This window comes from Veillonella tobetsuensis, assembly GCF_002959935.1.
Taxonomy (GTDB): domain Bacteria; phylum Bacillota; class Negativicutes; order Veillonellales; family Veillonellaceae; genus Veillonella; species Veillonella tobetsuensis.
This window is the reverse complement of sequence record NZ_PPDF01000001.1, coordinates 121,019-143,869: the sequence shown is the minus strand read 5'-3', so window position 1 is coordinate 143,869 and position 22,851 is coordinate 121,019. Positions and strand designations below refer to the sequence as shown.

Genomic DNA, 22,851 nt, shown 5'->3' with positions numbered 1-22,851 from the left:
ATTTCTAATAGAATTAGTATAACACAAAAGTCCATCTTATCGCACCCCAAATATAAAGAGAGACGAAAAGATGGACTTATATTAGTTTATATTAGATTGAGAACGCTCAAAATTAACGGTGGATGTAAACATCTACACGTAGCTTGAGTATTGATATAACGGTAGCCCGCATTAATATCAAGATTTTCAGTTGCTTTATAACCTAAACCAGCTTCCCAAGTTGTAGTTTTTTTAGTACCAATACCAGCTTTGCCATATATGTCAACTTTAGAACCTAAAGCTGCCTTACCAATAATACCTACTTGAGCAATATTATTAGTACCGCCATCTTTCCCTCGATACATATACAAGGGTATAATACATAATTATATTGTACACAGCTTTACGATAAATTTCAATATAAATTATAAAATCTTTAAAGTTTTTATTAAAAACTAGTATAAAACAACTTTATCATGCATAAAAAAAGGCACCGCCCTTTAGGTCGATGCCTTTTTATATTCATATATATATCCCTTACATATATACGTGAAATTGATGATTTTTAGTAAATAACACATTCCCCAATGTGTCATTTATTCCACATCTGTATTGTATACTATCTTAGGATTCTAAGCAAGCTGTTTTTCATAAAACTTTCATAAATTATTTCAAAAATTTCAATATTCCTATACGATTTTATGTTGCCATGAACCACTGATGAATCGCATATACGCACAAACTAATCGCAAGGATTGATCAAAACACAAGGAAATCCAAGCACCATATAGACCTAAGCCTAATGTGATACATAGTACATAGGTAATAATAGGTCTAATAACAGCGACACTTACTAATGAATATTTCATGATATAGAATGTATCACCAGCACCTTTTAATACCCCTGCATACACTTGTTGTAATGCTTGTGGGAAAGCCGCAATAGCCATAATTCCCATTAAAGCACCTGCCATTGTAACAACATCACTTTCACGGGTATATAACTGAACGAGCAAATGTCCTGCGCTTATAAAAATCATGGCACTAATGAAACCTACGACGAGACCCATCCGTGCACCAATGATGCCAAAGGCACGTGCTAAATCCGGACGTTTATGACCTAAATTTTGACCAGTGTGTGATGCACCTGCAAAACCGAGGCCCATTGCAAAATAATAGAATATATCCATCAAGTTCATACACACATAGTGTGCCGCCAAAGGTACTGCACCTAGGGATGCAATAATCATGGTATATGTGTACATACCAAAACGCTCAAAGAACTGCTCTCCAAGGGAACTACCACCAACGTGAAATATCGTATGTAATACAGTTCGCTCAAAGCGCCATTTCGATGGGTGCAATAAGGTTAGTCCTGTCTTAGTATGCTGAGATATAGCACGTAGCAAAAGCGCTGCAATAACAGCACTACTAATAAGGGTAGAAATTCCTGCCCCCATAACACCAAATTCTGGGAAGAATGCAATACCATAGATTAAGAAGACGTTCAAAATCGTATTTAAGATATTGCCTACCACATTAGATTTGAAAATAACCTTAGTATTGCCATAACCAATAAGAGCGCCCCCCACAATTTGGCTAAAGGACTGAAAGATAAGGCTAAGAACGATGAATCGTCCATACCAGACAGCAGTTTCAATATAGCCATCCTGAGCACCTGTAAATCGCAATATATGTTCTAGATTAAACAAACAAATAGCAAGTAATGGTACATAAATCAGAATATTCAACAAAATTGATTGCTTAAGCACCGCATTCATACCATCTACATCACCTTCACCATGGCGACGAGCAATAATAGCGGTGACCGCAATGGATAAGGCGCGACAGATTACGAGCATAACCATTTCTGGCTGCCCCATAATACCTACCGAAGCAAGTGCAGCAGCCCCTAAAGAACCTACCATCGCTAAATCGATAGCAGTCATTAACTGCATCATCAGCCCTTGCAATGTAGCAGGCCAGGCAATCTTTAAATATTTATTATATAGATTTTTTGTAGTTTCTACTGGTCCCAAACGATCCTTGCTAGGCAATATGGTATCTACTGAAAACCATCGTTGTAAAGCTTTAATCATGATAACTCCCTATAACAAACCCAAAAAGGGGGCTATTCCCCACATTTCTTATGTATTATATCATATAACATATGAGAAGTCATTCATATATCATGCTTTTTAATTAATAATGTATATCAAAAATGCAAAGAAACCCCTTATACACTTTTCTATACCCAACAGGGTATTAGTATTGTATATAAGAGGTTTCTTTATTTCATTCCTAAATTAAGCTCTATTTTATTTGAAAATATTTATCATATTTCATAAATAAATATATCAAACATAAGAGACTCGAGTATCTGCTCAACTAAGTAGCGTCTATCAGCAATCTTAAGTGTTATCCTTTAGATGCTAACAGCTTATCTACGGCAGCGCGTAAATCATCTAAACCTTGTTTAGTTTCAGCTAACTCACGACGTTGACGTTCGTTTTCAGCCTCTAAGCTATTAAGACGAGCCGCTTGATCTGCAATAACGTATTTTTGTTCTGCATTTTCCTTTTTGAGGCCAGATACTTCATCTTGCATTACATATACAGAGCTAATAGGGCCCGCTTTGTAACGATCAGGAATATTTTTCTTTTCTGGGCTGTAACCAAATTTATGAGTTACACCAGCATTTACCATATTATGATTGCCACCAACAGAAACACCTATGTTGAACATAGTATTTTCATTTGTGTAATGTGCTAGGCCAAGGGCTGCCGCAGTTTCACCACGATAGTTGCCTACGCCTGCCATAACTTGAGTTGGTTCTAATGGATCATATTGAATTGGTTTCAATGCGGCCATCGCAGCTGCATGAGCACCAACACGTTGAACTTCACCTGCTACTTGATTAATAGCTTGGCTTGTATTTGTATTGGAAGCATTCAATTGTGATACATTAACTGCATCGGTTGGATCCGTACCAGGTGCTACGCCTTTAATTTGGTTGTTACCATTATGTAATCCATCCTTAGTTAAAGATACAGGACCCGCATTTGGATTATTAGGATTTGCACTTCCTGGCGTAATTGTCATACCATTACCATTCGTTACAGTTGTGTTACCTGCTGCATCTTTAAATGTGGCAGACTTCATATCTGTAAGTTCAGGATTAACTGCATAGCTAATAGTTTTGCCTACTTGGCTTACCATCATATTATTGCCAGCTTTGAAAGTTACTGTTTCATTTGGCTTAATTTTTTCAGCCGTTGCAGTAGGTGTGCTATTTACACCAGAACCTTCTGAGCCAACAGCTGCATCCCAACCAGCATTTGCTACAGCAGATTTTATTTGGTCTTCAGTAGCAGCACGGCCAGAAGTAATGTTGTTAGGATCCCAAGCTTTATTAGTTAAACCTGTAACAACACCATCTTTACCATTTACAGCTATAGGATTTGTACCACCTGTTGTAATGATGCCATCTTTACCATCAATACCTACAGTACCAATACCTGCTTTACCATCTTTGCCATTAAGTGTAATCTTATCTGCAACTTTCACAGATCCATTTACACCGTCAATAGCAACTGCATTTTTACCATCGCCAGCTTTCACAGTACCATTCGTACCATCAATAGCAACAACATTGCCATCCTTACCAGCCGTGATAGTACCAGCAATACCATCTATAGTAATCGCCTTAGTTGGATCAGCGGCACCTAATGTAATCTTATCATTCAACTTATTGTCATAAATTGTATGACCATCTGCAGCAGTTGTCTTAGTTAATACAATATTGCCAGTAGTATTATTAGCACCTTGACCACCATTTGCAGTCAACTCAGTCGTTGCTGCTTTAGTTTTAGCATTCAATTGACTAACATTGACAGCATCTTTCGCAGCTGTACCATCTGCAACATTAACAATTTTGTTATTGCCATTATCTAGGCCGTTACCAGTTAAGGAAACTGTGTCTTTACCTGGTTTTGTAATCGTAACACCATCCTTAGTGAAAGTAGCCTTGTTTCCAGCAGTATCCGTCACAGTAGTACCCGTAGCCTCAACCTTAGTTGTATCACCCGCTGCATTTGTTACAGTAGCGCCAGTAGAAGCAACGTTTGTTGTATTACCAGCTGCGTCCTTAACAGTTGCACCTTTAGCATCAACCTTAGTTTCATCACCAGCTGCATTTTTCAATGTATTGCTTGTAGCGGTAGACGTATTAGTATTTGCACCATCTGTAATCGTATTAGATGTAGCATTCGATGTATTCGTATTACCGGCACCATCATCAATTACATTTTTATCAGCTGTAGATGTATTTGTCTTAGCACCATCAGTAATTGTAGTTCCTGCTGCCGTAGTTGCAGTAGTTTTCGTACCATCAATTACAGTATTGCCAGCTGCGTTAGATGTGTTAGTTTTGCCACCGTCAGTTTGAACGATGCTATCGCCTTTAATAACAGTTGTTTTACCACCTGTAGCATTGAAAGTAGCTGATTCCATATCTTTAAGATTTTTATTTAAGGAGTAGGCCAATGTTTTACCATTTTGATCAATAATAAGATTGTTGCCCGCTTGGAGTTGAACCTCTTCACCACTTGCTACATTTGTTTTGGCGGAACCATTTGCTTCGCCTGTAGAACCAGTTACCTTACCAGAATTTACATTCCAACCAGCACCAACTTTATCGGCTACAATTTGCAATTGGTCTTCTGTTGCAGCACGACCAGATACAGCCTTCGTTACGCCAGGCGTCCAAGTTTTGTTAGTCAAACCAGTCACAGTGCCTGCTGCACCATCAAGCTTAATAGAGTTTGTACCACCTGTTGTGATTGCGTTATTCACACCATCGATAACAGCTGTGCCAATCGTTGCTTTTCCAGCAGTGATTGTACTTGCGTTTGTACCATCTGTAATTGTATTAGATATAGCATTGGATGTATTTACATTGCCATTACCATCATCAATCACATTGCTGTCTACAGTAGACTTGTTAGACTTAGTGCCATCTACTAATGTATTTTCATCAACAGTAGATGTATTAGTTTTAGTACCATCTTTAATCACTTGACCAGCGGCAGTCGTTTCTGTGGACTTAGTACCATCTGCAACTGTATTACCAGCTGCTGTAGATGTATTCGTTTGAGTGCTAGCAGTTTGAACGATACTATCGCCTTTAATAACAGTAGTTTTACCACCTGTCGCTTCAAAGGTTGCCGAGTTCATCTTCACAAGGTCTTTGTTCAAGGAGTATGTGAAGTCTCGTTCATTTTGGTTCACTGTGAGGTTTTCACCAGCAATCAATTGAACTTTATCGTTTTTACCAACCTTAGCATTTTTCTTAGTACCTGTTTGCGCACCAGATGTAGTGGCATCTTTATCTGCTGTGATTTGCCATGTTTGTTCCCCTACGGCTTTTAATTGTTCTTCAGTAGCGGCACGGCCTTTCGTTGCAAAGTCTGCAGAATTTACAGTTGTGTTAGACAAACCAGTGATATCGTTTGTTGTACCACCAGTTACGGTTACAGTACCAGTCTTAACAGTACCTGTACCACCATCTAACTTAACAGCATTAGCACCACCTGTAGTGAATGTATTATTTACACCATCAATAACAGAGGAACCAATCGTAGCATTACCAGCCGTACCATCAATCGTTACCGCATTAGCACCAGTACCAAGTGTCACCTTATCGTTGAGTTTTACATCATAAATAGTATGACCATCAGCAGCGGTAGTAGATGTAAGGGTTACATTACCTTTAGTAGCATTAGCAGCCTCACCAGCATTAGCAGTAACTGTAGTTGTTGCTTTTTTCACATCTGCAATATTAGCTGCATTTGTGTTGTCTGTAGCATCATTATTCACATGACCACTAGCAACATTTTTAATTACATTATTACCATTATCTAAGCCAGCATCCGTTAACGATACAGGATTCTTACCAGTAGTATTGATACGTACACCATCTGCTGCGTACTTAGTATTTCCGTTAGCAGAAGTTACAGTAGTACCCATTGCAGTTGTTGCAGTAGAATTAGCTCCGTTTGTAATAGTTGTGCCATCAGCTGTAGTAGCTGTAGATTTAGTACCATCGGCTACTGTATTACCACCTGCTGTAGTTGTATTCACTTTTGTGCCATCAGTTTGAACGATGCTATCGCCTTTGATAACAGTTGTTTTACCGCCTGTTGCTTCAAAGGTTGCAGAATTCATCTTCACAAGATCTTTGTTAAGGGTGAATGTAAAGTCTCGTTCATTTTGATTTACTGTGAGGTTTTCACCAGCAATCAATTGAACTTTGTCATTTTTACCTACCTTAGCATCCTTCTTAGTACCTGTTTGAGCACCAGAAGTGGTAGCATCTTTGTCTGCCGTAATTTGCCATGTTTGTTCGCCTATAGCTTTTAATTGTTCTTCAGTAGCTGCACGGCCTTTTGTTGCAAAGTCTGCACTAGTTACAGTTGTGTTAGACAAGCCAGTGATGTCGTTTGTTGTACCACCAGTTACTGTTACTGTACCAGTTTTGATTGTACCGGCTGCACCATCTAACTTAACAGCATTAGCACCACCTGTTGTGAATGTATTGTTTACACCATCCACAATGGAAGAACCAATAGTTGCCTTACCTGCAGTGATTGTACTTGTATTAGTACCATCAGTAATGGTATTCGATGTTGCATTAGATGTGTTTACATTACCATTGCCATCATCAATTACATTGCTATCTACAGTAGTCTTATTGGATTTAGCACCATCAACTAATGTGTTTTCATCAACAGTAGATGTATTAGTCTTAGCACCGTCTTTAATCACTTGACCAGCTGCTGTAGTTTCTGTGGACTTAGTACCATCTGCAACTGTATTACCACCTGCTGTAGATGTATTCACTTTTGTGCCATCTGTTTGAACGATGCTATCGCCTTTGATAACAGTAGTTCTACCACCTGTGGCTTCAAAGGTTGCAGAATTCATCTTCACAAGATCTTTGTTAAGGGTGAATGTAAAGTCTCGTTCATTTTGATTTACTGTCATGTTTTCGCCAGCAATCAATTGAACTTTGTCGTCTTTACCAACCTTAGCATTTTTCTTAGTACCTGTTTGCGCACCAGATGTAGTGGCATCTTTATCTGCTGTGATTTGCCATGTTTGTTCCCCTACGGCTTTTAATTGTTCTTCAGTAGCGGCACGGCCTTTCGTTGCAAAATCGGCTGCCGTTACGGTTGTATTAGACAAGCCAATAATATCGTTTGTAGTACCACCAGTTACTGTTACTGTACCAGTTTTGATTGTGCCTGCTGCACCATCTAACTTAACAGCATTAGCGCCACCAGTAGTGAATGTGTTATTTACACCATCAACAATGGAGGAACCAATCGTAGCCTTACCAGCAGTGATTGTACTTGTATTAGTACCATCAGTAATTGTATTCGATGTTGCATTGGATGTATTTACATTACCATTACCATCATCGATAACATTACTATTTACAGTAGATTTATTGGATTTAGTACCATCAACTAATGTGTTTTCATCAACAGTAGATGTATTTGTTTTAGCACCATCTTTAATCACTTGACCATCTGCTGTAGTTTCTGTGGACTTAGTACCATCGACTACAGTATTACCTGCTGCTGTAGATGTATTGGTTTGTGTACCAGCAGTTTGCGTAATGGAATCACCAGTAATAATAGTTTTATTTGTACCAGTACCAAGGAATGTGGCAGAGTTCATCTTCACAAGATCTTTATTCAAGGAGTATGTGAAGTCTCGTTCGTTTTGGTTCACTGTAAGATTTTCACCAGCAATCAATTGAACTTTGTCGTCTTTACCAACCTTAGCATTTTTCTTAGTACCTGTTTGCGCACCAGATGTAGTGGCATCTTTATCTGCTGTGATTTGCCATGTTTGTTCCCCTACGGCTTTTAATTGTTCTTCAGTAGCGGCACGGCCTTTCGTTGCAAAGTCTGCTGCTGTTACCGTTGTGTTAGACAAACCAGTAATATCGTTTGTTGTACCACCAGTTACTGTTACAGTACCAGTTTTGATTGTACCGGCTACACCATCTAACTTAACAGCATTAGCGCCACCAGTAGTAAATGTGTTGTTTACGCCATCCACAATGGAAGAACCAATCGTAGCCTTACCAGCAGTAATAGTACTTGTATTAGTACCATCTGTAATGGTATTCGATGTAGCATTGGATGTATTTACATTACCATTGCCATCATCAATTACATTGCTATCTACAGTAGTCTTATTAGATTTAGTACCATCAACTAATGTGTTTTCATCAACAGTAGATGTATTTGTTTTAGCACCATCTTTAATCACTTGACCAGCAGCTGTAGTTTCTGTGGACTTAGTACCATCAGCTACAGTGTTGCCACCTGCAGTAGATGTATTCGTTTGAGTACCCGCAGTTTGTGTAATGGAATCACCAGTAATAATAGTTTTATTTGTACCTGTACCAAGGAATGTGGCAGAATTCATCTTCACAAGATCTTTATTCAAGGAGTATGTGAAGTCTCGTTCGTTTTGGTTCACTGTAAGATTTTCACCAGCAATCAATTGAACTTTATCGTCTTTACCAACTTTAGCATCTTTCTTAGTACCTGTTTGAGCACCAGATGTAGCAGCAGCTTTATCTGCCGTGATTTGCCATGTTTGTTCCCCTACTGCTTTTAATTGTTCTTCTGTAGCGGCACGGCCTTTCGTTGCGAAATCCGTTGCAGTTACAGTTGTGTTAGACAAACCAGTGATATCGTTTGTAGTACCACCAGTTACTGTTACTGTACCAGTCTTAATTGTGCCATCAGCACCGTTAATCACTACTGCATTGGCACCACCAGTCGTAATCTTGCTTGCAATACCATCGATTCCAACGGAACCAATTTGTCCTTTACCAGCTGTGATTGCACTTGTGTTTGTACCATCTGTAATCGTATTAGATGTAGCAATAGATGTATTTACATTGCCATTACCATCATCAATAACATTACTATCTACAGTTGTTTTATTAGATTTAGCACCATCCACTAATGTATTTTCATCAACAGTAGATGTATTTGTCTTAGTACCGTCTTTAATCACTTGACCAGTAGCTGTAGTTTCTGTGGACTTAGTACCATCTAAAACTGTATTACCACCTGCTGTAGATGTATTCACTTTTGTGCCATCAGTTTGAACGATGCTATCGCCTTTAATGACAGTTGTTTTACCACCTGTTGCTTCAAAGGTTGCAGAGTTCATCTTCACAAGGTCTGTATTCAATGAGTATGTGAAGTTCTTACCTGCTTGGTCTACAGTTAGGTTTTCACCAGCAATTAAAGATACCTTATCATCCTTACCAACCTTAGCATTTTCTTTTGTACCCGTTTGAGCACCAGAAGTGCCAGATTTTTTATCTGCTGTAATTTCCCAAGTTTGGCTACCTGCAGCATCTGCCACTGCTTTCAATTGGTCTTCTGTTGCAGCACGACCAGTAGTGGCTGTACCATTCCAAGTTGTATTAGATAAACCGCCAATAGTATTAGCAGTACCGTTAACAGTAACACCACCGATATTAGCAGTCTTACCTGTAATCGTACCTGTAGCACCATTTAATGTTACAGGACTTACACCGCCAGTAGTGAAAGTATTATTTACACCATCAATAACAGAGGTACCAATCGTAGCTTTACCAGCTGTACCATCGATAGTCACTGCATTAGCACCAGTACCAAGAGTCACCTTATCGTTGAGTTTTACGTCATAAATAGTATGTCCATCAGCTGCAGTAGTAGATGTTAATGTCACATTACCTGTTGTTGCATTAGCTACTTCACCAGTGTTAGCAGTGATTTCAGTTTTAGACGCTTTTTTAGCTGCATTGATTGCATCAGCTACGTTTTGAGCTGTTGCTACACCATCTGTAGTTGGACCTGTAATTGTGCCATCTGCACTAGCTGTGATAGCAGCTGTATTTACATCGTATTTAACAACGCCAGCATCATCGATAGAGGCTGTTGTTAACGTACCATTCTTGAAGTTTAATCCATCTGCCAAGGAAACTTGTTTTGCGGTACCATCATTTGCTTTGTAAGACAAGTTAGTCTTATTCGCAATCTTAGTACCATCGATAGTTACCTTGTAATCCTTAGTTGTACCATCTGCACTAGTTGTAGGTGTTACAGTCAATGGATTATTAGCATCAGTTGTATCTGTGCTTACTGTTACAGCAGCTACAGCAGATTTTTTTACCTCTGCTTCAGACACTGTAAGATTTACATTTTTACCATTTACGTCGGTAGAGATGTATTTGCCATCGCCTTTAATACCGAATGTATCATCTTTAAGATTTACGGATCCAGTATTGGTTGCTACATCACCAGCGAACTTCAATGTAGTAGCCCCAGTGGCAGCTTTCAATTGTTCTTCTGTAGCAGCACGGCCTTTTGTAGCAAAGTCTGCACCAGTCACAGTAGTGTTAGACAAACCAGTGATATCGTTGGTTGTACCACCAGTTACTGTTACATTACCAGTTTTTACAGTGCCATCTGCACCATTAACGACTACAGCATTTGTGCCACCAGTAGTAATCTTGCTTGCTACACCATCGATATCAACAGTACCGATTTGTGCTTTACCAGCAGTGATGGTAGTTGTATTTGTACCATCAGTAATTGTATTGGATGTAGCATTAGATGTATTTACATTAGCACCATCAGTATGAACAATGCTGTCACCTTTAATCACAGTTGTTTTACCGCCTGTTGCTTCAAAGGTTGCGGAATTCATCTTCACAAGATCTTTATTCAAGGAGTATGTAAAGTTTTTACCTGCTTGGTCTACAGTTAGGTTTTCACCAGCAATTAAGGACACCTTATCGTCCTTACCAACCTTAGCATTTTCTTTTGTGCCAGTTTGAGCACCAGATGTGCCAGCTTTCTTATCGGCTGTAATTTCCCAAGTTTGGCTACCTGCAGCATCTGCCACTGCTTTCAATTGGTCTTCTGTTGCAGCACGACCAGTAGTGGCTGTACCATTCCAAGTTGTATTAGATAAACCGCCAATAGTATTAGCAGTACCGTTAACAGTAACACCACCGATATTAGCAGTCTTACCTGTAATCGTACCTGTAGCACCATTTAATGTTACAGGACTTACACCGCCAGTAGTGAAAGTATTATTTACACCATCAATAACAGAGGTACCAATCGTAGCTTTACCAGCTGTACCATCGATAGTCACTGCATTAGCACCAGTACCAAGAGTCACCTTATCGTTGAGTTTTACGTCATAAATAGTATGTCCATCAGCTGCAGTAGTAGATGTTAATGTCACATTACCTGTTGTTGCATTAGCTACTTCACCAGTGTTAGCAGTGATTTCAGTTTTAGACGCTTTTTTAGCTGCATTGATTGCATCAGCTACGTTTTGAGCTGTTGCTACACCATCTGTAGTTGGACTTGTAATTGTCCCATCTGCACCAGCTGTAATAGTAGCTGTATTTACATCGTATTTCACAACGCCATTATCATCGATAGATGCAGTTGTCAATGTACCATTCTTGAAGTTTAGACCATCGGCTAAGGAAACTTGTTTCGGTGTACCATCGTTCGCTTTATAGGACAAGTTTGTCTTATTCGCAATCTTCGTACCATCGATAGTTACCTTGTAATCCTTAGTTGTGCCATCCGCACTTGTTGTCGGTGTAACAGAAATTGGATTATTAGCATCTGTTGTATCTGTGCTAACCGTTACAGCAGCTACGGCAGATTTTTTAACCTCTGCTTCAGATACTTTCACAGTCAAATTCTTGCCATTCGCATCAGTAGATACATATTTACCATCACCAACAATGCCCAATGTATCATCTTTCAGATTAACTACACCAGGAGATGTATTCGTATCACCTGCGAATTTTAAGTTAACCGCGTCAGTAGTTGTTTTAGCAGTTTCAGCTACGGCTTTCAATTGATCTTCCGTCGCAGCTCGGCCAGTTGTAGCTGTACCATTCCAAGTTGTATTGGATAAGCCAGTAACATGCTTGTTGTCACCATCGATAGTCACACCACCGATAGCGGCATTTTTAGCAGTAATTTTACCAATTGCACCATCGAGTTTAATGGTTTCAGTTGTACCAGTACCAACAGATACACTCGTTAAGCCAGCAAGATCTTTATTCAAGGAATAAGTAAACTTACGTTCATCTTGATTAATTGTAAGGTTATCCCCTGCAACCAATTCGACAGTTTCATCCTTACCAACAGTAGCATTTTTCTTAGTACCTGTTTGCGCACCAGTTGTACCTGCTTTATCTGCCGTAATATTCCAAGTTTGACTAGATGCAGCATCTGCGACAGCTTTCAATTGATCTTCTGTTGCAGCTCGGCCAGTAGTAGCTGTGCCATTCCATGTTGTATTAGATAAGCCGCCAATAGTATTAGCCGTACCGTTAACAGTAACGCTACCAATAGTAGCCGTTTTACCTGTAATAGCACCCGTTGTACCATCAACAGTTACAGCATTAGTACCAGAACCAAGTGTCACTTTATCATTGAGTTTTACGTCATAAATAGTATGACCATCAGAAGCTGTAGTAGATGTTAATGTCACATTACCTGTTGTTGCATTAGCTGCTTCACCTGTGTTAGCCGTGATTTCAGTTTTAGACGCTTTTTTAGCCGCATTAATAGCATCAGCTACATTTTTAGCTGTAGCCACACCATCTGTAGTTGGGCCTGTAATTGTACCATCTGTACCTGCAGTGATAGATGCTGTATTTACATCGTATTTCACAACGCCATTATCATCGATAGAGGCTGTTGTTAAGGTACCATTCTTAAAGTTCAAACCATCGGCTAAGGAAACTTGTTTCGGTGTACCATCGTTCGCTTTATAGGACAAGTTTGTCTTGTTCGCAATCTTAGTACCATCGATAGTTACCTTGTAATCCTTAGTTGTACCATCCGCACTAGTTGTCGGTGTTACCGTCAATGGGTTATTAGCATCAGTTGTATCTGTACTTACTGTTACAGCAGCTACAGCGGATTTTTTAACTTCTGCTTCAGAGACTGTAAGATTTACATTTTTACCATTTACGTCAGTAGAGATGTATTTACCATCTCCTTTAATACCGAATGTATCATCTTTAAGGTTTACAGATCCAGTATTGGTTGCTACATCACCTGTGAACTTCAATGTAGTAGCACCAGTGGCAGCTTTCAATTGCTCTTCTGTAGCTGCACGGCCCTTAGTTGCAAAGTCAGTTGCAGTTAAAGTCGTGTTAGACAAACCAGTGATATCGTTGGTTGTACCACCAGTTACTGTTACATTACCAGTTTTAATTGTGCCATCTGTACCATTAACTACTACAGCATTTGTACCACCAGTACTAATCTTGCTTGCTACACCATCGATACCAACTGTACCAATTTGTGCTTTGCCAGCAGTGATTGTACTTGTATTTGTACCATCAGTAATTGTATTGGATGTAGCATTAGATGTATTTACGTTAACACCATCAGTTTGAACGATGCTATCGCCTTTGATAACAGTTGTTTTACCTCCTGTTGCTTCAAAGGTTGCAGAGTTCATCTTCACAAGATCCTTATTCAAGGAGTATGTAAAGTTTTTACTTGCTTGATCTACAGTTAAGTTTTCACCAGCAATTAAGGACACCTTATCGTCCTTACCAATCTTAGCATTTTCTTTTGTACCCGTTTGAGCACCAGATGTGCCAGTTTTCTTATCGGCTGTAATTTCCCAAGTTTGGCTACCTGCCGCATCTGCAACAGCTTTCAATTGATCTTCTGTTGCAGCTCGGCCAGTAGTAGCAGTACCATTCCATGTTGTATTAGATAAGCCGCCAATAGTATTAGCCGTACCGTTAACAGTAACACCACCGATATTAGCAGTCTTACCTGTAATAGTACCCGTTGTACCATCAACAGTTACAGCATTAGTACCAGAACCAAGTGTCACCTTATCGTTGAGTTTCACGTCATAAATAGTATGACCATCAGTAGCTGTAGTAGATGTTAATGTCACATTACCTTTTGTTGCATTAGCTGCTTCACCAGCATTAGCCGAGATTTCAGTTTTAGACGCTTTCTTAGCTGCATTGATAGCATCTGCTACGTTTTGAGCTGTTGCTACACCATCCGTAGTTGGCCCCGTGATTGTACCATCTGTACCAGCTGTAATAGCAGCAGTATTTACATCGTATTTCACAACGCCATTATCATCGATAGAGGCTGTTGTTAACGTACCATTTTTGAAGTTCAAGCCATCGGCTAAGGATACTTGTTTAGCAGTACCACCATTTGCTTTGTAGGACAAGTTTGTCTTATTTGCAATCTTAGTACCATCGATAGTTACCTTGTAATCCTTAGTTGTACCATCTGCACTAGTTGTCGGTGTTACCGTCAATGGGTTATTAGCATCCGTTGTATCTGTACTGACTGTTACAGCAGCTACAGCAGATTTTTTAACTTCTGCTTCAGATACGGTAAGATTTACATTTTTACCGTTTACGTCAGTAGAAATATATTTATTATCACCTTTAATACCGAATGTATCATCTTTAAGATTTACGGATCCAGTATTAGTTGCTACATCACCTGTGAACTTCAATGTAGTAGCACCAGTTGCTGCTTTCAATTGGTCTTCTGTTGCAGCTCGGCCAGATACGGCTGTGCCATTCCATGTTGTATTAGATAAGCCGCCAATAGTATTAGCCGTACCGTTTACAGTAACGCCACCAATAGTAGCCGTTTTACCTGTAATGGCCCCCGTTGTACCATCAACAGTTACAGCATTAGCACCAGAACCAAGCGTCACTTTATCGTTGAGTTTTACATCATAGATTGTATGACCATCAGCAGCGGTAGTAGATGTAAGGGTTACATTACCAGTCGTTGCGTTAGCCGCTTCACCAGTATTAGCTGTGATTTCAGTTTTAGACGCTTTCTTAGCTGCATTGATAGCATCTACTACGTTTTTAGCAGTTGCTACACCATCAGTGGTAGGGCCTGTAATTGTGCCATCAGCACCGGCAGTAATAGATGCGGAATTAACAGCAACTTTCACACCCGCTGCTGTAGCAGATGTGCTCACAAGACTGCCATCACCAGTCACCGCAAAGGATACATCACCATCTTTAAGGTATTTATTCCCTGTGGAACCAGTATCACCAGTAAGACCAATGCCCTTAGTTGTAGCGTTAACAGTATTAGCATCTAGACCAACTGTAATTGTTTGATCCTTAACAGTCGTAGTTACACCGTTAACACCAGCTACATTCAGTTTTTGGTTTTTAAGATCAATAGTACCATTATTTGTGCCGTCTGTAATATTAAGGTTTTGGGACAAGTTCGCTACAGCTTGTTTCACATCACCAATATTGGCTGCATTACTATCTGTTGTGCCACCACTAGTAACATTAGAAATAACCTTGCCACCAGCATTGATACCATCTGTTTTATCGACAGAAATACCACCAACAGTGAGTTTATCTGTTGTAACACCAGTACCTGTAATGGCTGTTGTACCATTTGTTAAACCGTTTGTATTGATAACCGTATTGCCTGCCGTGAAGGATGTACCTGTAAATGATGTGCCTGTGTAAGTAGTCCCTGTGAAAGCTTTACCCGTTACAGAACCATCAGTGCCATCCAAGGTAATTTTATTCGCACCAGAACCAACAGTTACTTTATTATTAGCTGTTACAGAATCAACGGTAATATCCTTTTTAGTAGCAACAGTGATTTTCTTTTTATCTGTACCATCTTGTGTAATCTCGATATTATCGCCATTAACAAGGTCTACTGTATCGCCGCCTTTAACAGCCGTTTTATCGGTGGTGCTGGAATTAGTTGTAATATTCCAAGCCGCACCTGCTTTTGCTGCATCAGCTGCTTTGTTGATAGCATCAGCTACATTTTGCGCAGTTGCCAAGCCATCATTACCAGTTACAGATGCTTCACCTGTCGTAGCATTGCTGTTAATAGTCGCACGCTTTGTGGAAATCTCAACTGTATTACCATTCATATTAGTAGATACAAAGTCACCTGTTGCACCTTTCACATTAAATGCCACATCAGCAGTGCTCAAGGATTGGCTGGACGCAGTGCCAGTATCTGCACCAAGGGAGATATTTCTAGCTAACGCAGTTGTATTGGCTGCGATATTAGTTGTATTAGTCGCAATTTTACCTGTATTAGCAGCAATATCTGTGGTATTCGTATTGATTTGATTCTTAGTTGCCGTATTAAGATCAAAGGATACTTTGCCATCATTATCAACAGTAGCAACTGTGGATCCACCATCTACAAAGTTAAGACCTTTAGATAAAGAAACCTTCTTCGCATTAGCATCTGCAGCACTATTAGCACGGTATGTTAAATCCGTTTTAGCCGCAAGTTTTGTTGTATCGATACCGATGGCATAATCTTTAGAATTAGTACCCGCTGTTGGGGTTACAGTAATAGGATTATCAGCTTGTGTATCCTTACTTACTGTTACAGCAGCTACCGCTAAATCTTTTACCTTAGCCGCATCAACAGCAACTTTCACACCTGCTGCCGTAGCAGACGTGCTTACAAGATTGCCATCGCCAGTTACCGCAAAGGATACATCACCATCTTTAAGGTATTTGTTACCAGTGGAGCCAGTATCAGCAGTAAGGCCAATACCCTTCGTTGTAGCATTAACAGTATTCGCGTCCAAACCAACTGTGATTGTTTGATTATTAACAGTTGCCGTTACACCATTAGCACCAGCCACGTTAAGTTTTTGGTTTTTAAGGTCTACAGTGCCATTGTTTGTGCCATCAGTAATATTGAGATTTTGAGACAAATTAGCAACCGCTTGTTTCACATCCCCAATGTTTGCTGCATTGGAATCATCGGTAGCATTATTATTTACCGTACCGCTGGCTACATTAGAAATAACCTTACCACCAGCATTGATACCAGCAGTTTTATCAATAGAGATACCACCTACAGTTACTTTATCTGTTGTAATACCTGTGCCTGTAATAGCAGTTGTACCATTTGTTAAACCAGACGTATTGATAACAGTATTACCTGCAGTTACGGAATCAACAGTTATATTCTTAGCCGTTCCGATGGTGAAAGTCTTACCAGTTTGGCTGATTTCGATGTTATCGCTATTGTTAAAGGCAATTGTATCTCCACCTTTAACATCTTCTGCGGCGGTAGCATTAGCTTTCACCTTGAAGGACGATGCATTCTTAGCAGCATCCTTAATCGCTTGTTCATTAACCGTTAACGTTACATCATTACCAGATGCAGCGGTAGAGATATACTTGTTATCCCCTTTGATGTTGAAAGATACATTACCATCCTTTAATGACTTAGCAGTCGTAGATGTACCTTTATCATCCGCTAAAGCAATAGTATTAGCGATGTTGGTTGTGTTGGTTGCAATATTTGTTGTGTTAGTCGCAATTTGATTTTTATTCGCAGTGATATTTGACGTATTCGTAGCAATATCTTGTGCATTTTTTGTAATCTTATTCCCCAATACAGTATTTGTATTGTTAATTGCAGCAGCAACCTCTGTAGCTTTAGCTACACCGGTAGCACCCGTTACAGTACCATTCGTTGTATTTGGTGTTAATGTACCTTCTGCTACATCAATAGTAATCTTTTGACCATTAACAGTGGCTTTCGCTGCACCTGTACCTGTTACTGTTAGTTTTTGATTTTTAAGAGCTACAGAACTATTATTTGTGCCATCGCTGATGTTTAAGTTTTGAGACAAACCATTAACAGCAGAGTTAATAGCACTAGCTACATTCTTAGCAGTAGCTAAACCATCAGCACCTGTTACGGAAGCAGCACCAGTATTGGCATCACTATTGATAGTTGCACGCTTTGTAGATACTTTTACGGCACTACCATCCATTGTAGTGGAGATATAGTCACCAGTTGCACCACTTACCGCAAAGGACACATTACCATTACTTAAAGACTGACTAGAACCGGTACCACTATCTGCGTTAAGCGTAATAGTGCGACCTACTGCTGTAGCAGATTTATTAATAGAATCTTTTGTGGCTTGATTTAAATCAAAAGATACTTTGCCATCAGAATCTACAGATGATACCGTATTTGTACCATTAACAAAATTAAGACCTTTAGCTAAAGATACAGTTTTTGCTGTAGCACCATTGGCTGTATAGGCTAAATTCGTTTTAGCTGAAAGTTTTGTAGTATCAATGCCAATTGCATAATCTTTAGAGTTAGTACCTGCTGTTGGAGTTACAGTAATAGGATTATCAGGAATATTAGTAGCTTTACTTACGGTTACTGCATCTACTGCTAAGTCTTTAACTTTAGCGGAGTTAACAGATACCTGTACACCGGTGGTAGTACTCTTTGTGGTAACAAGAGATCCATCACCGGATACATTAAAGATGGCATCACCATCTTTAAGATATTTTAGTGTTGCAAACCCGTTATCACCTTTGATACCAATTCCTTTAGTAGTCGCATTATAAGTATTCGTATCAAGACTAACGGTCACAGTTTGTCCATTTACGTAAGTTCTAACACCATTTGAACCGGACACTTTAAGATTTTGTTCATCTAGTTTTACAGTGCCGTTATTGGATCCATCTGTCAGATTAAGCGTTGCACCTGATACAAAACGTTTAACGTCTCCAATATTCGCCGCATTACTGTTTGTATTACCACCAGTACGCACATTCGAAATAACTTGATCACCTGCACTAATTCCATTTGTGCCAAATGAAACTGTACGTGAACCAGTACTACTTGTTAAACCAGTAGTATTAATTGTCGTATTGCCTGCTGTGAACGTTTGACCTGTCACAGCACCGGTTTTACCATTAATAGATACCGCATTAGTACCACTACCGAATGCTGCCTGTGCATTGGTTCCATTTAAACTAATGGCATTATTACCAGAACCAGCCGTAAAAGTTGCAGAGGTCCCATCTAATTTAATTGCATTAGCACCAATACCAGCCGTCATTGCACCTGTTGTACCATCTAGCACAAGCTGTTTAGCTGCTGTACCTACAGACACCTTATTTTTAGCTTTCACAGAGTCTACAGTAATATCTTTATTTAATTTGGTAGTAATCTTCTTACCTGCACGTTCAACAGTAATATTAGAAGAATCACCATTGAAGTCTACCTTATTACTTTTTGCTACACTTTCACCAGCATCACCATTAGCAGATACCGTCCATGTATATGCATTTTTAGAAATGGCATCATTAATAGACTGCGCTACGTTTTTTGCATCAGCCATACCTTTATTGGCTGATGCCACCCCATTAGCATTAACACTAATATCCTGTGTTTTACCAGCAATAGTAATACCATTTGTATTTGCTATCGTTGTAATGTAGGTAGTATCCCCTTTAATAGCCAATGTACCATTAGCAAGGTTCACATCATTATTGCCACTATTACCACTGAAAGCAAGGTTTACGCTCTTTAATTGAGCGACATTGACTGCATCTGTATTGGCGGTACCTGCTGCTACACCAGTAATTTGACGAGTTACACTAGCACCTTCACCAACAGATACCGCTGCATGTGTACTGGTAAGCACATTACTAGCTAATCCACCATACTTATTAGTACGACCATCATTTGGATTGTATCCTTTAACACCTTTATCAGTAGTGGCCTTAGAGCCAGAGCCTATTGCAACACCATCTTTTACCTTAGCAACTGCACCAGTTCCAAGAGCTGTAGCATTTTCTGCTGTTGCAGAGGCAGCATATCCTAATGCGGTCGCATTTTTAGCCTCCGCAGATGCCTGATGTCCAAATGCACTCGCCTCAGCTGCATCAGTTTTAGCCCCAAATCCAACTGCGGTTTGGAAGTTAGTATCATCCTTAGTCACCGTTGCCGCGCCAATAGCAGTAGTACCTACACCAGCGGCTTTAGCTCCTTGGAAATTACCATAGTTATCACCACCACCAAGAGCAACCGCATAATCACCATTTGCACTAGTATTACGACCTATTGCAAGACTAGGTGCAGCACCAGTTGTTGTCTTAGCATTACTATTTTCACCAATGGCAATAGTTGAAAAACCTAATGCATTAGCACCCTTACCAATTGCAATAGAAGAGGCAGCGCCCCCTTGTGCGCCATTACCAATAGCCACTACATCATTAATAGGTGTTGCTGTAGTACTATTAATAATAGTAGCACTTTGGCCTAGTAATACAGACCCACTAGTGTATACATTGCCTAAACCAGCACTTTTACCAATACTGACATTATTGCTACCTGTTAGTTTACGTCCCGCTTCACTACCAATACCAATATTATCTGTTCCAATAGATTGATAGCCTGCAGCCCAGCCAATTCCTATTGATTTAGAATTATTTTGAGCTCCATAATTTGATTGATAACCAATAGATACTACAGATTCAGCATTAGCTTGGGAGCCATTTCCTAAAGAAACACCATTATTACCGGATGATTGAACACCTGGACCAATTGCAACAGCATCAGTGCCTGTAGCACCATCATTATTTTTATTACCAACAGCTGATGATTTTACAGAAAAATAGTTGATAGGTTTAATTTGACTAGCCACCGCAAATAATTGAGAGCCATTGATGGCATCTGTACTGTTAGCAGATACTTCCCCTGCCGCTACATTCTTAATTTGTCGCTCTTTACCTGCTGCACCAACAGAAACCTGCATGTTAGGGTCTGAAGTAGCACCCGCAAAATTATATGCAATACCATTAACCGTAGTTGAAGTTTGTTTTGTAGCTGTTGTTGCAGTTGTAGAGCCACTACCTAACGCAACTGCGCCCTTCAAAGTTGATTGTGCATTTGTACCAATAGCTACTGCATCCTCAGCACTAGCCTTTGTATTTTTACCAATAGCCAAAGCACCTTTTGCTGAAGCAGTAGTTCTATCAGCAGATATATCATTATCTTGTGCACCTATTGCCAACCCGCCTTTTGATGCATAAGCATGATGTCCTATCGCTGTGGATGTATCATCAGCAACCACCTTACGCCCCATTGCAACAGAGTAATCACCATTTGCAGAGGCTCCATTACCCATAGCTAAAGAGGTAGATCCTTTAGTAATTGTTTGTCGACCTAGTGAGACTGAATATGTTCCTTTAGCAGTAGAATCTTGACCAATTACGACTGCACTAGCATATTTATTCCCAGTGTCTTCTAATACGCGTTGACCAAGTGCTACACCACCAGTTGCAGCAACAGAGGTCTGTCCAATAGCAACACCACCATTTGCAGCATTAGCATAATAGCCAAGAGCTACTGCATTATCACCTTCTGCAGTAGTGGCAGTATTAATATTCCGATTAAGACGAGTAATATCACCACCATCAGCTTTAAGCTCCTCTGCAAAACCAGCTGCGCCAGCCCCCCCTGCACCACCTCCAATAGCTACGGAATTACTGCCTAATGCTTGTGCATTTACACCTAAAGCAGTCGTTCTAACAGCACTAGCTATTGCATTACTACCTATAGCCGTAGCATCTTGCTCAGATGCTTGAGATTTAAAGCCATACGCGGCTGACTGCTCACCAGTTGCATGTGCTTCACTACCTACAGCCGTTGCATTTATATTCAATGCTTGGCCATCATAACCAATAGCAATAGCCTTTTCTCCAGTGGCTTTAGGATAATTAGCTGTAGCTGTGTAATCTCCAGAAACATTCCCACTACCTAACGCAATAGAGTATTTACCAGATGCATCTGCACTAACCCCCATTGCCATAGAGCCTACTGCTCTAGCTCGAGTTGCAACACCGATAGATACACTAGAATAGTTATTACTAATAGCATTAGCCTTATCATTATTTGCTTCAACGCCAATAGCAATAGTATTATTAGCTTTCGCCTTAGCATTAAAACCTATACCTACAGCGTTTACTTTGCTCTCTGCATTCCAGCCAACAGCAACGCCACCACGACCATCGGCAATTGCACTAGAACCAATAGCAGTAGCACTTTCACCATTAGCATTACCACCACTAGCCGCAAAAGCATTATTACCATTTGCATTTGTTGATCCAGTGCCACCTAAAGCTACGGAATTATCACCTTTAGCTGTAGCCCAACCAAGACCAACCGCACCAGCGCCATTAACCTCTGCACCACCAATAGCAACAGAAGAACTACCTGATGCTTGGCTATGTGCACCTATAGCAACAGTCGCTACGTTACCATTCGCTATTGTAGTATTATCATTCATATTAGGTCCTACAACTAAACCTTGTGTAGGATTAAATCCTACACCATTAGAGTTCCAGCCTGTTCTAGCCCCACTACCATTTATAGCTTGACTGTCCTGTACGCCATTAACCATCGCCAACGCCGCAAATATCCCGGCCACTACAATTTTCTTTTTACCTGTTTTGTTCTTTGCAATTTCAGATACTACAACGTAGCACTGTTTTGACTTAGACCAAATTACTTTAAAAATCTTGTTCATACGTTTTCCTTCTTAATTACTAACTCTCAAAACCATATATTATACGAATCATTTACTATTTCTATTCTATCGTTACGTCTTAAAATATACACATTATATTTCATACCATATTTCATAATTTTATCATATTTTACACTCATTAAACAATAAAAGACTATGCATTATTAGAATATTTAATAGCAAATCAAATATTTTCAAAAATACAATTTCTACAGTATTTACCTATGTTTATCAGTTGTTACAATTGTATATTTTTTCTTTTTGAATAAATATTTATGAATTATTATACGGTTAGATTATTTTCCTGCATTCTCAAAAATATTTTTATTTAATCCCAATATGTGTATTTTTCATCGCGTATTTATTATTCATTAAGGTATT

At 39.6% G+C, this 22,851-nt stretch carries 2 protein-coding genes and 1 pseudogene; all 3 read right to left on the bottom strand.

Going from position 1 to position 22,851, the window contains the following annotated elements:
* Window positions 1-143 precede the first annotated feature (143 nt).
* Window positions 144-320, bottom strand: a pseudogene (locus tag VTHSUH11_RS00595) (OmpA family protein); the annotation flags it as partial.
* A gap of 348 nt (window positions 321-668) precedes the next feature.
* A complete protein-coding gene (locus VTHSUH11_RS00590; protein ID WP_105092268.1) occupies window positions 669-2,078 on the bottom strand; it encodes an MATE family efflux transporter in 1,410 nt (469 codons plus the stop codon).
* A 319-nt stretch (window positions 2,079-2,397) separates the two neighbouring features.
* Window positions 2,398-22,470 carry a YadA-like family protein gene (locus tag VTHSUH11_RS00585; RefSeq protein ID WP_105092267.1) on the bottom strand — a complete coding sequence of 6,691 codons (20,073 nt, stop codon included), beginning with the start codon at window positions 22,468-22,470 and terminating at the stop codon, window positions 2,398-2,400.
* Between the last annotated feature and the right edge of the window lie 381 nt (window positions 22,471-22,851).

Excerpts from the sequence above, each read along its gene's own strand:
- VTHSUH11_RS00590 (WP_105092268.1), bottom strand. The coding sequence starts at position 2,078 with ATGATTAAAGCTTTACAACGATGGTTTTCAGTAGATACCATATTGCCT.
- VTHSUH11_RS00585 (WP_105092267.1), bottom strand. The coding sequence starts at position 22,470 with ATGAACAAGATTTTTAAAGTAATTTGGTCTAAGTCAAAACAGTGCTAC.